Consider the following 14367-nt stretch of genomic DNA (forward strand, 5'->3'; position numbering starts at 1 on the left):
CAGGTTCGAGCGAGAGGAGCACGCTCAGGCCGCCCGGCCACCGACACAGTCGGCGGCATTCCGCGATGCGGTAGCGGCACGTACGGGCGGTGGTCGGTGCACTCTTCCGATGAGGATGAACGCGTCTGAGCTATTTGTTCATGATGGAGCAATCGGGGATGGATGCGCCTCACCGGCCTGCCGTGCAGCCTCCGTGCGGCTCCTGGAACCGCTTCGGCGGCACGCGGTAGGTCCTCCTCGTGGCCAGGCCCTCGGCTTCGCCCGGGCAGGATCTTTCGGGCTTCAAGAATCTCGCTCGCCGAGCGCTAGAGCGGCTCGGTGAGCCTGTGCGCCTTGTTCTATGTCCGGCACGGACAACGCAACACGCGTACTTCTCCCGAACGGAACATGCCAGCTCGCGGCGTTCTGCAGTAGAACGGTAGGGATTGCCCTGTCTGTCCACTCTCAACCATTGGAGACATGATGTTGATCCTGCTCAGCTTGATCTTGGGGGCACTTACTACCGCCTGCCTCATTCCGCCATCGACCTGGACCGTTCCTGGAGCCGCTAGAGGCTCCGGCCGGTCCACTTTTCGCGCTCGACCCCTGCGCTGGCCTCCGGCAGACATCGGACAGCAATACCGTCCCCGACCTTTTTTGATCTTGATAATCGTGATCTTGATTTGCGTAGTTACGCACCGTGACACATATATTGCCAACTTGATCGACCTCTTGGGCGTCCTGCTGGGCGGCCCCACGGTCGTCATTGGCGCTCAGCAGCTGCTCTGCACTGACCGGTACTGAGCACCTACGGGTCGCGCCTCCCAAGCGTCGGCCCAGCGCGACGAAGGGGCGGGCCACCTGATGACGGTTCGCCCCTTCGTCGTGCCGGTTGGCTACACCTCGATCTCGCGCACACAGCCCCCGGCCACTGACACCGGCTGGAGGTAGGGCTTTGTGCGGCTTGTCAGGCAGCCCTGTCTCCGTTACGGGCACGACCTGCCGTGCACCACATGCCGGGCGAAGACCAAAGCCCGCCAGGGCCAAGGCGCTGGGCGCCCCGCGGCCGCGTCGGCCCTGCGCGCTCGGCTGCGGCACCTGACCTCTCATCGCACTTGGTACGAGCGGCTGCGGTGCGGGGCGTGGGTGACGAGCCCTCGGCGCTCCAAGGCCTGCAGGTGGTAGGCAACCGTCGAGGCGGACAGCGCTACCGTCTCGGCGAGCTCCCGTATCGACGGCGGGTAGCCGGCCTCATCAGTCAGCTCCCGCAGCGCCCGAGTTATCCGCCGCTCGCTGTCGGTGAGGTAGGCGGTCACCGCCGGGCCTCTTCAGCAACCGGTGCCCACGTCTGCTGCCTCAGCGCCATCCTGGCCGCTGGGGCCCGGCCAGGGATCGTCGCCCAGTACGGATGCGTGGCGATCCGCACCGACAGCCGCTGCAGGGTACGGCGCAGGACAGTGGTCTGAGAGGGGTTCTCTTCCTGGGCGAGCTGGCGGTAGGCGGTGTACCAGGCGCGCTGAGTGTGGAGAAGGTCGTCGGGGAAGTCGTACGAGGACATCACCCCTGGATTGCATCACATGTTCGAATTGCGGCGCAGCACGCGCACGGGTGAATCAGGGCTCCCGGCGGCACCCAGCGGGTCGGGTGGCTTGGCTGATGTGGTGCGGCTCGGGCGTTGTGGGTGTCGTCGGCCGGTTCGGCGAGGAGGTGCGGGCCGTTGTTACGACGTTGTTGACCGCGGTCGTTACGGCGCGGGCGCCGAGGTGGCCGGCGGCGTCGGGGGTGCCGGTGCTTTCGCTGGGCATCAGGACAGGGATGCCCAGCAGGGTGAAGGTGACCGTGGCGGCGGCCACCCGGATGTCCGCGCCCCCGCCCTCGGTGCGCGCCGCGCGGACGGCTTCCTTGAGTATCGCGAGCACGTCTCCAGCTCGGGCCCCGCTCCGGCCAGCGACAGGCTCGACCCTTGAGGTTCTCGCATCTGCCGATGCGGCTCATGGAACAGGGCGCGCGCCCCTGCGTACTCCAATGCGGCGGGGCACGGTTCGTCGTCGACGCAAGGGAACGGAAGCCGGGCTTTGTAGGGCGGCATAGGAGCTTGCGCGAGGGCGTAGGGGCTCGGAGGGCGGCTCCGGGATGCGCCGGCAGAGGGCGGGAATCGCGCGGATCGCATTCGATAGCACGTTCCACAGCTTTAGTGACGATACGTGCGCTGTGGGTGACGTGCTGGGTTAGGGTGCGGCTACGGAAGGGTCTCAAGGCTCGGTTCGCAGGCCAGTTGCTCAAGGCCCTTCCGTATCCCTGCAGTTGCGAAACGAAAGGAGACTGCTGTGTCCTCTGATTCGCTTTCACCTGGCCCTGGCGCGATGGCTCTGACCAGTGGATTCGACCGTAGCACGATGGCTCTGCGAGTAGCCGAGGTCGATTCATGTCGACACGCCTGTCAACAAAGCTCGTTCATCGCTCGGCACGCCGCTCCAAGGTGTTCCGTTGCCGGGGCTCTGCGTTCACCCGCCCCTGCTTACCGGTGCGCAGCGCGTTTTTCGGGGCTGAGGTCCACGGGCGCGCTTGAGGCCCGTCGGCTCTGACGGCGGTTCCGACGAGCATTCTGCGGCATTTCGTTGCACTGCCGCGGCAACAGCCGAACCCGTGCAATGACGAATCACCCTGAACACGTCAACACCCATGCGTGTATTCACTCTCGCACGACTACGACCGAATTCTGACGAATTGACATGTCTGACATCGACACACCTCCTCGCAAGATCCGGTGCAAGCACTGTGACGGGCTCTTCTTCCGGCCCCACGGGGCTGGGCGGGCCCCGCAGTACTGCTCGTCAAAGTGCCGCTCGGCTGCCCATCGTGCTCGGCACATCTCACCTACCGCCGCGCCTGCGGAGAACTACGACCAGGAGGTCGAGGTCATCGGCCAGTCCGTGGCCAGCCGAGCCCGCATGCTCGCACATGCATCGGCCTTGCCTGTGCCGACGCTGCCGCTTGAGTCGATCCGGCTTTACGTCGCGCTCCAGCGCGACCTCGAGGACTACATCGCCATCGCAGTTCGCCAGGCTCTCGCCCGCGGTGCCGAGTGGGACGAGATCTCGGCCTTGACGGCCACCAGCACCAGTCTGCTCAAGAGCCGCTTCTCCCAGCCGCAGGTCTCCAAGGTGCGCAGCAAGCGCAGGAAGCGCAGGCCGACGCGGCCCCGGCCGTCGGCGGCGGCCTCCGCGAGCTGGCATGCGGGAGAAGCACCGGTTTACGTCGAGCTGCCGTCCTGGCAGTGGGCCCGCGATGCCCTTGCCCGGGCGCTGTCCTATCTGCACCGGAGCTCGGGACTGCCCGTTCGCACGCTCGGATTCAGATCGGGTGTCTCGGCTTCCTATGTGTACCGCGTCATGGCCGGCGAGCGGAATCCGGCGTGGGAGACGGTCCAGGGCTTCGCACGCGCCTGCGACTGCGATCCCGGAGACCTGCTGGACCTGTGGAACGCCGCGCAGGGCTTCACGGACGATGACAGTGGGACGCAGCCCACGTACGCCCAGGCGCTCGCACGTTTCCAGGGTGCCTTCCGCGGCCTGCACCTCGCGACGGCTCGCTCTCCCCTGGAGACGTTCAGCAATGCCCTTGAAACGGCTTCCCGTATGGAGCTGCGCCTCATCGAATCGCTGTTGGGCCCCACCACCGCGAAGGGAGCTGAGCAGCTCAGCTGGCCGACCGTCGCCGCCCTCACCAAGGCGCTGCGCGGGGATCGCGAGCGCATGCGCAATCTGTGGCGACCGCTGCGGTCAACAGCACCACACCCTGTGACGCCGACCATCCCCGCCGCCGCGTTCGGATAACACCGCCGGCTCTGCCCCCTTCATTGAGCGTCGCCCTGCCTCGCTCAGTTTCGCCATTACCTCGCACACCCTCTTCAGGAGAAGACGTGTCCAACCCTGCGTCGGCCGAACCTCCGCCGCCCCAACAACCCTCGCAGGATCCCAACAGGACCCTGCAACTCGTCATCATGATGCTTCTGTCGGTCGTGGTGCTGCTCCCCATAGGCGGCTTTCTGATCTACCTGCTCTGGCGACACCCTTCCTTGGCCACGCCGATAGCCACAGCCGGCACCGTCATCGGCGTGATCCTCACCCCCCTCGTCGGCATCCTCATCGCGATACTCAAGCGGTGACGCAGGCTGCCCACCACCGCGCCGCGTCCGGTGTGGTGGTGCGCACCACCACACCGGGTGCATTCAGCGGTCGGCTTCCCGACCGTGGCGCGGGCCGGGCTGCTCGGGGCGGTACGCCCGCGGGTCATCCTCGCAACGGGTGCGGTGCGCCAGCATGGTCGCCTGGGCCCGGTCGGCCGCCCTGGTGAAGGCGTCCGTGAGGTGGCGCAACCGCTCGTTGGTGAGATCGAGGGCTTCCACGTCCGTACGCGATTCCTTCAGGGCGCGCAGCGCCGTCAGATCGATCGCTGGCCAGGGCCCGGTCGCGGGCCCGGGCACCGGGGTCGGCGTCCTGGTGCGCGAGCAGTTGCTCGGCCATCGCGGCCTGTTGGTGCGCGGCAATGTCGTACGGTGCGAGTCCGGTGGGTGTGAGTGCGCTGAGGGGGCGGTCCGGGCCGTACCGCATCTCTGGGGTACCCGGCCGACGCTTGTGCCCACGCGCGGTGCCGCCGAGGTCGGCGGTGCCTGCCCACAGCGGCAAGGGACGCGCCGCGGGGCTGACATCGCAAGTCCCCGGCTGGACGGGGGTGGCCAGCCGGGGACTGCAAGTCGTGTGCCCCGCGCATCACGACCAAAACGCGCTGTTTGGCGGTGCTCTGCGCATACGTGCGGGTCTAGGGTGCCGGCACGAACTTCACGGTGGCATCCGGGCATTCGGCTGCGACCGTCCCCAGAGCTTTGACCTCGGTGCTGTCGGCGGTCAGTTTCCAGCGGAGCTTCGCGGCGATCCAGTCGGTGGCGTAGGTGCAGGTGGCGTCCTTGGCCGGCGGCATCCACTCGGCCGGATCTTTGTCGCCCTTGGTCCGGTTGGGCCCCAGGCTGACCGCGACGAGACTCCGCTCTGCTCCCAGGTCGTTGGCGTACTGCTCGCGGCGCTGCGCAGTCCACTTCGATGCGCCGGAGTCCCAGGCTTCGGCGAGGGGGACGACGTGGTCGATGTCGAGTTTGCGGGCGTCGGTGACAGTCTTGTCGTCGTAGTACGAGCGCCAGCTGCCGCCGGTCAGCTTGCAGCTCTTGCCCTGGCGCGGCTTCTTCACGGCTTCGGCCATGAGGACTTCCTTGCGGGTGTCGCAGCCGTCGTGGTCCGCGTCGGTCCACAGGTGGAACTTGTCGCGCTCGTATCCGGCCCGGGCCTCGTTGGCCACCTTCAACCGGCCTATCGCGTCCGTCAGGCGCAGCGTGCCGTTCTTGCTGTCGGGAGACGATGCGCTCGGTTTCGCCGACGGTGGCTTCGCGCCCTGGTGCGAGGGGCTGGGAGTGCACGCTGCTGCAGACAGGATCAGCAGCGGGCAGGCCAATGCGGTCAGGCGGCGCGCGGAGAACATGGAGCTCCCAGGACAGGTGAGGTGGAGACAGCTCCATGGGTCTACCCATAGGGGCAGGCCGCGTCAACCGGAGAACCGACGTTTTCGCACCGCGCAGCGCGGCCGTCTAGGAGCGTCTGTCCACGTCCGGGTGACTTCCGTCGTCACGACGAACCCTCGTGCGGTCGGGGGCGTCTGTCTGGCCATGAAGATCTCTGAAGAGCATCTGCGCGAGTCGGGCCTGGTCGTCATTGACATCACCGCGGCCGACGAAGCGACCGCCACCCAGGCCGCGACGGCGCTCGGCGGGCTGTGGCTCTCCAGCGGGCCCTCCGCCCCCTGGCACACCCCCGGCCAAGCCGGCGTCACCGTCCGCGCCTACGCCGACCTGCGCCGCACGCCCCTGCCCGGCGGCAGCTTTGGTACCGGCACCTGCTGAACGCCTCGCCGCCGACGGCTCGTCAGGGGCGGGCAGCTACCACTTTGACTCCTGCTCCCCGCAGTTTGCGGGCAAGGGCTTCCATTTCGAGCAGCGTTCCTGAGTAGGCCCCTGCCAGCACCTGGCCTGCAACAGCTTTGGCCTCGGTCAGGCCAAGGCCGAGTTCAGCGCGCAGCACCCGCATGACGGTGACGCGCTCCCCAGACGGATGCGGCAGGTGCAACGTGGCCGGCCCGTGGTCGGCGAGTAGCCGGTCCCGCAGCCGTGCGGGGAGGTCCTGGCCGCAGTCGGCCGTTATCTGCCCGCAGGCCGAGCACACGGACTCCACGTCCCACCGCAGTGATCCACCGATCAGACCGTGCACGCCCCAGCACTCCAGCTGCGCCCCGCAGTCCACGCACGGAGCGCTGTACCTGACGGATTCGAAGACCGGCTCTTCCATTCCCACCCCTCAACTTCCACAAGGCATTGCAGAGCGCATCGCCTCAGGCGACGGGGCACCAGTTTTTGCGTGCTCCGCAGCCTTCGCCCTCCGCCGAGGACGTGACGCACCTTGTGCTTGCAGGGCGCATCTTCTGAGTGTGGGCCCGACCGGCACCCGGCTCCATGGCGGGCGCGAGTCTATGCAGTCCCCCTCCATCTGCGTGCCCCGCACTTCGACCGGGGGTGGCTGGATCTAAGTGATCATTGCCCGTCAGGGGCTTTCGGCGATCTACGCTGATGAGAGAAATCAGGGTGGCATGGCCATGCCACCCTGCCGCTGTATGGGGGGAATGCTCAGCCATGTTTCCTGTTCCAGGACCGCCGTTGCCAGGGCAGCCCGGGGCTGGGCCACCGCCTGGGAGCAGCCCGGGAACGACGCGCGTCGAAGAGCCGGCATCGCTGAAGAAAGCAGCACGCGGTGCCAATGAACTGGCTGGTGATGTCAGGACAACCGGGGCGCTGGCGGAAGACTCCACGCGAACGGCCGCCAGCTCCCTGAAGGGCGGCTCCTGGAATGGTTCACTGGGGTCCGCGTTGGACCAGGTGCTCGAGTCCTGGCAGAGCCAGACGTCTGCCCTCGTCAACAAGTGCCGTTCGCTGCACGACAGGTGCGACGCCACAGCGGACAACTACGCCCAGAGCGAGACCGCCAATGCGCAGGCGATGGCGTCGCTCCGCAATGCCGAACCCAGCCCTTTCGGGTAACCGACGCAGGAGTTCCAGCAGTGCCCACTTACGAGCAGCTCTACAACCTGGATCACGCCAAACTGGGCGAGGCGGCCGAGGCGTGGGGGCAGATGGCCCGGCGGTTCACCTCGTTAACCCATGAGATGTCCGAGAGCGTCGAGCGGCCCTTCCGGGCAGCCGGCTGGGAAAGCTCCGACGGTGCCTCAGCATCCGCCGGGAATCTGCTCAAGGCGACGGGCCAGGAGATATCCGACGCGAGTGCGGAGGCCGGAGCGATACGGACAGCGCTCGCCGAAGCGCAGGCCGGGCTGAAGAAGTGCCAGGACAAACTTCATAAGCTGGCCAATGAGGACGCGAAGAAAGAGAAACTGCATGTCAGTGACACCGGCGAGGTCACGGACATCGACGACAGCGCCCACGGGATCTTCGATGACCGTACGCTGAAGGTGCAGATGTTCGCGGGCCTGATTGCCTCCGTCCTCGACGAGGCCGACGAGGTCGACGCCAGTGCCACGCGTGCGCTCCGTCGTGATCTGGGCAGCGACAAGAGCGATTTCAATTCCAAGGTCGCCAAGTCCTTGGAATCAGCCGATGCCGACTACGCCGCTGGGCTCTTGAAGAAGGGCTCGAAGATGTCGGACGCAGACCTGAGAGAGCTCGACAGGATCCTCGCCCACCATCGGGACGATCCTGCTTTCTCCACAGCCTTCTACAACGAGCTCGGCCCCAAGCAGGCGCTGAAGCTCTACGGTGACGTGAGTATGGACAGCGACGCCGGCGACGGGCGGAAGACCCTCATCGAGGATCTGCAACGGAACATGGGCGCGAACCTGGCCACGGCAACCGACCCGGACAACAAACCACACCTGTCGGACAGCTGGTCGGCGCAACTGCGGAAGGTCGGCACCGAGCGGATCCAGCTCGACCACAGCGTCAACCTCGACATGTTCCAGCCGGGCAAAGACGGGGTCTACGGCTACCAGCTCCTGGGCGGTCTCCTGCGATACGGCGACTACGATTCACACTTCCTGACGCCGGTCGCCGAGCACGTGACACAGCTCAATCAGAAGCACCCGGACATGTTCGAGTTGCGGTCGATAGCGATCGACCGGCCGGACTTCAACCCGTCCAGTGACAAGAGCGGCGACAACGACCCGCTGACCGGAGTCATGGAAGCCCTGGGCCACAGCCCTGAAGCCGCCAAGGACTACTTCACCGGCCCCATGCACGAGTACAGCGAAGACGGCACGCTTAAGGGGTCAATGGACAAGATCGGTGACAAGAGCGGGTACTTCGACTTCCTCAGCCACAAGGACCCCGATGAACTCCCGGGCATGAACACCAACCGCGGCAGCTCCCCCGACGGCTTCGCCGACTCCTTGGGCCACGCCCTGGAAGCCGCCACCACCGGCCACCCCTACGACGACGCCGACGCCCCGCCCCTCAAGCACTCCCCCGAGCAGGCCAAACTCGTGGAGCAGGTTGTCGACAGGTTCGCCGAGAAGGATGGCCCCGGGCTACTGAACGGCCACGACAGCGCGCCGTACAAGACGATGCGGGACAGCCTCGGCCACATCACCTCGGAGTACATGGGCGACTTCCAGCGGACCCTGTCCGCGCACGGCGACCTGCCCTCCTACGGAGCACGCGCCAACCTCGACGCCGACTCCGCACGCACGTTCCTGGGACAAGTGGGACAGGACCCGGAGGCCTACGCCTCCATCAGCGCGTCTCAGCGCGCCTACACAGCCGTCCAGGTTGATCAGGCGATGAATGCGCCCACCGACTCCACCGTGAGCACGGACGGCCGGGTGGCCAATGCCGTCCACCCCGGCGCGACCATCGCAGGCATCATGAGCCAGGCACGCGCCGAAGCCGTCCACGACACCCATACCGCCGACGACAAGGACTTCAACGACCACGTGGACGCAGTGAACAGGGCCGTCAGCAAGGGCATCCTGATCGGCACCGGCTCGATCCCGGGCAACGTCGGCGGCAGTGTCGTGGGCTGGGGCGTCGGCGAAATCCAGGAGCAGGTCGTGGACAGCATCAAGCACGACACCACCACGGACGCGCAGCACGACGCCGGCCAGAAATACAGCGGAGGAATGGAAGCGGCTCAGGACTCGGCGCAGGCGGCCGTCGACCAAGCTGCCCGCCGCGGTCACTTCAGCAGCTCGACCCTGCGGGACCTCAAGAACGCCGCGGCGGACGCCGCCACGGACGGGCACACCGCGGGCGCCCAATGGGAGGACTCACGTCATGGCTGACCGCTCCGACGCCATCCGAAATCAGAGGTCGCACGCGCCGGCATGGCGCAGAGCAGCGGTGTCAGCTGCGTCCGCACTCTCACTCGCCCTGGCCGCGTCCGGTTGCGGTGGCCCGCAGGTCAACTACGCCCTGCCAACTAACATTTGTGGCCTATCCGTGGACCGCGACCTGGTGCAGCCCTTCTTTCCGCCGGGAGACCGGGTCGAGTTCGACGGTGACGCCTTCGACGGCCAGAAAGCCAAGTCCTTCTGCCAGTACTACGTGGACGGGAACACCGCTCTGACCGTGGACGGTAGACGCAGCGCGCAGGACGAGACTGCAACACAGCTCGCAAAACGCTACGCCGACCCCGCCCACCTCAAGTCCTGGGCACAGTCCGGCGGACGCATAGCGGGCTATGCCGGCACCGTCTACGGCACCGCCCCCTGCTCCGGAAAGCCGTCCGACAGCGATGGTCAACCGGCCCGTAGCTATTCCCTGGAAATCTCCGTCAACCACTACACCAACGCGAAAACGGTCCGCCCTGAGCTGGCGAAGCTCATGAGCTCCCTGCTTGCCCAAGCAGCTCACGCAAGAGGCTGCCAGTGACACAACCTCGCTCTCATCAGGCTCGTCCAGGTACCTGAACGCAGCGGTGCGCTGCAGGCGCGGGCCTGCAGCGCACCGTGCCGGCCGGTGAGCGGCACAGCTCACCGGCCGGTTCAGGGACGGTCAGTGACCGTGGCGTCCCCAGCTTTCGGCGTCGACGACCCGGTGGTGGTCGTTTCGCAGGGTGGCGGTGTCGCCGGTGTTGTCCCAGACGTAGGCGCGGCGGTCCTGGTAGACGTCGCGGCGGTTGTCGTGGCCGATGCCGGTGTGGACACGGATCTGGCTGTGGCCGTGGAGGCGGAGGTTGCCGAAGCGGTAGCTGTGGCCGGACTTGTCGGACAGGGTCCAGCCCTTGATGTTCACCGGGAGGCGGCCGGTGTTCTTCACCGTGACCCACTCCGCGTTCAAGCTCCGGTTGGAACGGTCATCCCGCCCGGGACTGTCGTACTGGATCGCGCCCAGAACCACAGCCGAGCGACTGTGGTGCGGAGCCGGCGCGTGGTGGCCGTGGCCGGCCGCAACGGCGGGCAGCGCGACGGTGGCGGCGAGAGCCGCAGCACCGGCGACGGCAACGGCGATACGTGAGATGTGACGGGACACAGAGAACCCCCTTGAGGCACCCCGCTAAGGGGTGCGGAATCTGGAAGTCCGGCCGGTTTGACCGGACCCCCACACAGTGACGCCCCGTCACGCATTGCCGGAAGAAATCCAATTTGGTGTTACAAGACACAGATATGTGCGCAACCGTGCTGCGCCAGGCGCGCACTCCCCCGCATCCACCAGGACAAACGCAACACCCCTTACACCAATCCAGACGCCCCAAGGGGTTACCGCCGGTGCACAGCTGGCGCCAGACGGGGGCGGGCCTGCTGGAAGCCCCCGCATCATGGGGTGGCGCGCGAGGGGGAGTCGATCGCTTCGGACCCGAAGGGCGTGAATGATGCCCTTCCTCCATCACGCTCGCAGTTAAATGAGCGATCGCTCCTGCTGCGTGGCCGGGCGCGTCTGCGGGCGGCTTTCGGCTCAGCTTCGTCCTCTGATTTGATCTTCTGTCTCCAGGCAGTCGTTCCGATCCTTGCATCGACACTCTGGGCGCGACGCAGCGATCCAGCGGCAATCGGGGGTCCTGAGGCTGTGCTGTGTCGCGTCATTCGTCCACTGCTTCTGGCGCGACTTTCGCGATCCGCGATTGCGCCGCCAGGAGCGCCACGCAGCAGCAGCGGCTGTGACAATCGCTGCGCCCAGGATTTCGGTCGGCAGCTGTGTGATCAGCTGTTGGATCATCAGGTCGGCGATGTGGTGCATCAAGTCTCCAGACAGGCAGCGCGGATGCGTCGATGTGGATCGTAGGAGGGAGCCGCAGGTGCCGATGGGCGTTGGGCGGCGAAGTACACGCTGCGTCTGGTGAGATGGGCGGGTCCACTTGTTCACGTGTCCTGCGGACAAGATCGAACAATGACCGAGTTGTGCGTACGCGTAGGGGGAGAGTTGGCGCAGGGAAGAAGGCGGACACGTCCGTGGAGTGCGTTGAAGGGTGCCTCGGATGAGGCCAACGACCTGGCGCTGCTTTTGCGAGGTTGGCTGGACGAGGCGGACATGTCGTTGGACCGCCTGATGTCGGAGTTAAAGCCGGAGCATTTCCTGAGCCGCCGGGTACCTGGCCGTACAACCGTGTCGGAGCGGTTGGCAGGTGTGCGATTGGAGTGGGACTTCGTCGAGGCCGTGGCGGATGCCTGCTCTCCCGACAGCGCAGCCCAGCATCAGCGCCTGCTGGAACAGGCCCGGACGATTCAGAAGGCCGGCAGGTCGGGTGCTGGTTCGAGAGAACTCGCGGAGCCATCGGCGGAAGTGGCTGCCCAGGCGGCAGAACTTGTTGCTGTGCAGCGGCAGTCCTTGGTCCTGTCCGACAAGCTCCTGCTTGCAATGGAGCGTGCCGTCGAGTTGGAGCGAGAGCGCAATAGCGCCAACCAGATGGTGCTCGTGCTGTTGGCCATGGTGGACCGGTTGCAGCGCACCATCGAGACACTGTCCGCAGAGCGCGACGGACAGCGCCCGGCTAGTGCCCGGCATACCCCGATGGAGGCAATCCACGAACGGCTGGCTCGCAGCGAGGATCAGCGCAGAACAGCTGAAGCCGAGCTTGAGCGGGCGAGAGCGGAGCGGAGCAAAGCCGACCGGCTTGCTGAAGAAGCCGCGGAACAGCTCCAGGCCCTCAAGGAGGAGCTGGAAAGTCTGCGTCGGGGTGGCGCGGGTGCCCAGCAGCGTTCCCACGAGGAGCAGTTGGCGGGCGCAGCCAGCTTGGCGATGCAAGAGGCGATCGACGCTGATGCTGACGACATCGACCAAGCCCTCGCAAAGGCCCGCCGGCATCTGGACGATGGAGCCGACCGCCTGGTGCGGCTGGCCGACGAGCTCCATCGGAGCGCCTCGGACTCGTCGGATATCTCTACGGACAACTTGCTCAGCAGCAACGACGCGGTGGACAACCTCAAGTTCGTCCCCGAACCGGGGGGTCCGACCCAGCCAGGCGTGGGTGGTGGGAGCGCCTCAGACACGCAAGCTCTGCAGGAGCAGGAGGAAGTGCTCCGCGTGTACATGGAAAAGCGTGGGCACCCCGATTTTCTCGACTTCGTTTGTGACGAGGCGAAGCTCATCCCTGGCCTGGTCGCCCTGTTGCGTGAGCGGAACTTCGACGACGACGCGGACGAGGTCCTGGACTTTGCAGGACGACAAGGTCCTTCCAAGGCGATCATTACTTGTCTACCCGCGCTGCGGGACAGCGGGCATGACCCTGATGCGTACCGGGTCATCAATGCTGCGGGTAAGGAGCGCCCGAGCGGCGAACTGGTCGACCTAGTGCACGGGTTGCGGGAGGCGAGCCTGGGGTCCCAGGCGTACCAGGTGCTGACTGCAGCCGGGCGGCATCGCCCCATCCATACGCTCCTGCCCCTGCTGGACGGCCTCGGTAGCCTCCGGGACAGCGAATGGGTCCTTGAAGCCGCTGCTAAAGACCGTTCCCCAGCGGCTTGCGATGCTCTCGCCAGTGTGTTGCGCGACGCCGGCCGGCCTGAAGCCGACAGCCTCGAGCGAGCCCGGGCCCGCATCCGCACCCCGCCCACGGACGTTCCTGCGGGACAGCAAGAGGACGCAACGCCGTATCCGTACGAGGTGTCGTCCAACCTTCCGCCCGCTGAGCTGCCTCTCATTCCCTCCCTCGAACCCAGCGAGGTCAGTAAGCCTCTGGTAAGGCCCTACAGCATGAGTGGGGGTAGGACGCATGTCCGTTGGCAGCTTCAGAAGGACGCACTGATCACCGCTCTGACGGATGAGTCGCAGGCACAGTCCTTGGGCCTCCTCCCCGAGCATCAACGCATCTGCCGTTTGTGCAAGCAACCCACGTCGATCAAGAGGATTTCCAGTGTTCTGTCGATTCCCGTGGGCGTGGCTCGCATCCTGGTAGCAGACCTAGCCGAGGCCGGCCTGGTGGCAGTCCATACGCCAGCTTCGCCGCCGGCAACATGATGTTCGGCTGACGCTGCGACGACCCCGGTCGGGCTGCGGGCGGCAGGCACCCCGAGAGCCAGCCTCAGAGCATGACCTGCGTCAGGGTAGGGCCCGGACGTTGGCTGCCGTCTGGCGGATGACCTCGGCGACCAGCGTGAGTGCGTCGTCGCATTGTTGTCGAACTCCCGTGAGGTCCCTGTTGTTTCGGGCGACGCCCCGGAGTGCGCTTGGGTTTTCGTAGTCGAGGTCATGGACGATGGCATTGCGGGCTATGAAGAAGTCATCCAGTTGCTTGAGCCTGCCTTCGTTTATCTGGGCGTTGGTGATGCCGAGGGTGTCGCGGAGCCTCGTTTTCAGGTCTTTGCTCCCTTGGAAGCTGGCCTTGGTGCGCGCCGCGATGTAGAGGCGGATCATCTCCTCACGCGGCGTCGGGCTCAAGATGGCGTCCGACATTGCGGCGGAGGGGCCTTCGGCCAGCTCAAGCTTCACGTAGTCGTTGAACTTCCGTGTGGCGTTGGCGTTGCCGTCTACGAGCAGGGGCACGGTGTCGCGCAGTAGGCGCTTGCAGCAGGCATCGAGTCCACTGGACGTGAAGACGATTGCGGCCCTGAGCAGGTCTGTCTCATCTCGTCCTAGGCGGCCGCGGGCGTCTTTTCCGGACTCTTGCTGCTTGGCGAGGCGGACAAGAGCGAGCCCGTCGAATACCCCTTGGACGGACTGGTGGGCTGCTGTCAGAAAGTTCCACGCGGGGGTGATGGCAGTGCCGGTGGGCTTTCGGGAGAGCTGCGTCAGCTCAATGGATGTGTAGCCGTTACCGCCCATGCCGGTGCGCCGCCTGTCTGTGCCGTGGGAGCGGGGCTGCAGGTGTCAGCTCCGTGGTGTCGGCAGCCTAGACAACCTGCTCC

General features: G+C 66.2%; 15 protein-coding genes. 7 read left to right on the forward strand and 8 right to left on the reverse strand.

Going from position 1 to position 14367, the window contains the following annotated elements; translation table 11 throughout:
• Nucleotides 1-1085 precede the first annotated feature (1085 nt).
• Genes AB0411_RS30125 through AB0411_RS30135 form a run of 3 tightly spaced genes read right to left on the reverse strand, consistent with a single transcriptional unit; the run spans nucleotide 1086 to nucleotide 1898 of the window.
• The gene (locus AB0411_RS30125; RefSeq protein ID WP_366420447.1) at nucleotides 1086-1295 is read right to left on the reverse strand and encodes a LexA family protein; all 210 of its coding nucleotides are present in this window, start codon (nucleotides 1293-1295) and stop codon (nucleotides 1086-1088) included.
• Nucleotides 1292-1537 carry a hypothetical protein gene (locus AB0411_RS30130; RefSeq protein WP_366420448.1) on the reverse strand — a complete coding sequence of 82 codons (246 nt, stop codon included), beginning with the start codon at nucleotides 1535-1537 and terminating at the stop codon, nucleotides 1292-1294. Before AB0411_RS30130 ends, AB0411_RS30125 begins: the two co-directional genes overlap by 4 nt.
• Nucleotides 1538-1592: 55 nt before the next feature.
• Complete coding sequence (locus AB0411_RS30135) at nucleotides 1593-1898, reverse strand: hypothetical protein (RefSeq protein WP_366420449.1); 306 nt, start codon at nucleotides 1896-1898, stop codon at nucleotides 1593-1595.
• Between the two features lie 813 nt (nucleotides 1899-2711).
• On the opposite strand from AB0411_RS30135, the gene AB0411_RS30140 reads away from it, so the two are divergent.
• Together AB0411_RS30140 and AB0411_RS30145 are read left to right on the forward strand one after the other, a co-directional pair.
• Entirely contained in the window at nucleotides 2712-3815 is a 1104-nt protein-coding gene (locus AB0411_RS30140) for a helix-turn-helix domain-containing protein (protein WP_366420450.1), read from the forward strand.
• Nucleotides 3816-3901: 86 nt separating this feature from the next.
• Nucleotides 3902-4147: a hypothetical protein gene (locus AB0411_RS30145; RefSeq protein WP_366420451.1), complete on the forward strand. Its 246-nt coding sequence runs from the start codon at nucleotides 3902-3904 to the stop codon at nucleotides 4145-4147.
• 63 nt (nucleotides 4148-4210) lie between these two features.
• On the opposite strand, the gene AB0411_RS30150 is transcribed toward AB0411_RS30145, so the two are convergent.
• Nucleotides 4211-4465 carry a hypothetical protein gene (locus AB0411_RS30150; protein ID WP_366420452.1) on the reverse strand — a complete coding sequence of 85 codons (255 nt, stop codon included), beginning with the start codon at nucleotides 4463-4465 and terminating at the stop codon, nucleotides 4211-4213.
• A 335-nt stretch (nucleotides 4466-4800) separates the two neighbouring features.
• On the reverse strand, nucleotides 4801-5511 hold the full coding sequence (locus AB0411_RS30155) for an HNH endonuclease family protein (RefSeq protein WP_328743548.1): 711 nt from the start codon (nucleotides 5509-5511) through the stop codon (nucleotides 4801-4803).
• Nucleotides 5512-5695: 184 nt separating this feature from the next.
• Between AB0411_RS30155 and AB0411_RS30160 the strand changes: the two genes are divergently transcribed.
• Nucleotides 5696-5929, forward strand: coding sequence for a DUF6207 family protein (locus AB0411_RS30160; protein ID WP_328743549.1), 234 nt, complete (start codon nucleotides 5696-5698; stop codon nucleotides 5927-5929).
• Nucleotides 5930-5951: 22 nt separating this feature from the next.
• Here AB0411_RS30160 and AB0411_RS30165 read toward each other — a convergent pair whose 3' ends face one another.
• Nucleotides 5952-6371 (reverse strand): hypothetical protein, encoded by a 420-nt coding sequence (locus AB0411_RS30165; RefSeq protein WP_328743550.1) that lies wholly within the window; start codon nucleotides 6369-6371, stop codon nucleotides 5952-5954.
• Between the two features lie 341 nt (nucleotides 6372-6712).
• On the opposite strand from AB0411_RS30165, the gene AB0411_RS30170 reads away from it, so the two are divergent.
• From AB0411_RS30170 to AB0411_RS30180, 3 genes are all read left to right on the forward strand, one after another.
• Entirely contained in the window at nucleotides 6713-7117 is a 405-nt protein-coding gene (locus AB0411_RS30170) for a type VII secretion target (protein WP_328743551.1), read from the forward strand.
• A gap of 20 nt (nucleotides 7118-7137) precedes the next feature.
• Nucleotides 7138-9369 carry a DUF6571 family protein gene (locus AB0411_RS30175; RefSeq protein ID WP_366420453.1) on the forward strand — a complete coding sequence of 744 codons (2232 nt, stop codon included), beginning with the start codon at nucleotides 7138-7140 and terminating at the stop codon, nucleotides 9367-9369.
• Between the two features lie 157 nt (nucleotides 9370-9526).
• A complete protein-coding gene (locus AB0411_RS30180; protein ID WP_366420454.1) occupies nucleotides 9527-9958 on the forward strand; it encodes a hypothetical protein in 432 nt (143 codons plus the stop codon).
• 123 nt (nucleotides 9959-10081) lie between these two features.
• On the opposite strand, the gene AB0411_RS30185 is transcribed toward AB0411_RS30180, so the two are convergent.
• Entirely contained in the window at nucleotides 10082-10558 is a 477-nt protein-coding gene (locus tag AB0411_RS30185; RefSeq protein WP_366420455.1) for a lamin tail domain-containing protein, read from the reverse strand.
• 927 nt (nucleotides 10559-11485) lie between these two features.
• On the opposite strand from AB0411_RS30185, the gene AB0411_RS30190 reads away from it, so the two are divergent.
• Entirely contained in the window at nucleotides 11486-13480 is a 1995-nt protein-coding gene (locus AB0411_RS30190) for a DUF742 domain-containing protein (RefSeq protein ID WP_366420456.1), read from the forward strand.
• A gap of 81 nt (nucleotides 13481-13561) precedes the next feature.
• Here the strand turns inward: AB0411_RS30190 and AB0411_RS30195 are convergent, their stop codons facing one another.
• Nucleotides 13562-14284 (reverse strand): hypothetical protein, encoded by a 723-nt coding sequence (locus AB0411_RS30195; protein WP_366420457.1) that lies wholly within the window; start codon nucleotides 14282-14284, stop codon nucleotides 13562-13564.
• Between the last annotated feature and the right edge of the window lie 83 nt (nucleotides 14285-14367).

Origin of the sequence: Streptomyces angustmyceticus, from assembly GCF_040701845.1 — a bacterium.
In the GTDB taxonomy this organism is placed as follows: domain Bacteria; phylum Actinomycetota; class Actinomycetes; order Streptomycetales; family Streptomycetaceae; genus Streptomyces; species Streptomyces angustmyceticus_A.

Excerpts from the sequence above, each read along its gene's own strand:
- AB0411_RS30130 (WP_366420448.1), bottom strand. The coding sequence starts at position 1,537 with ATGTCCTCGTACGACTTCCCCGACGACCTTCTCCACACTCAGCGCGCC.
- AB0411_RS30140 (WP_366420450.1), top strand. The coding sequence starts at position 2,712 with ATGTCTGACATCGACACACCTCCTCGCAAGATCCGGTGCAAGCACTGT.
- AB0411_RS30155 (WP_328743548.1), bottom strand. The coding sequence starts at position 5,511 with ATGTTCTCCGCGCGCCGCCTGACCGCATTGGCCTGCCCGCTGCTGATC.
- AB0411_RS30160 (WP_328743549.1), top strand. The coding sequence starts at position 5,696 with ATGAAGATCTCTGAAGAGCATCTGCGCGAGTCGGGCCTGGTCGTCATT.
- AB0411_RS30165 (WP_328743550.1), bottom strand. The coding sequence starts at position 6,371 with ATGGAAGAGCCGGTCTTCGAATCCGTCAGGTACAGCGCTCCGTGCGTG.
- AB0411_RS30170 (WP_328743551.1), top strand. The coding sequence starts at position 6,713 with ATGTTTCCTGTTCCAGGACCGCCGTTGCCAGGGCAGCCCGGGGCTGGG.
- AB0411_RS30195 (WP_366420457.1), bottom strand. The coding sequence starts at position 14,284 with ATGGGCGGTAACGGCTACACATCCATTGAGCTGACGCAGCTCTCCCGA.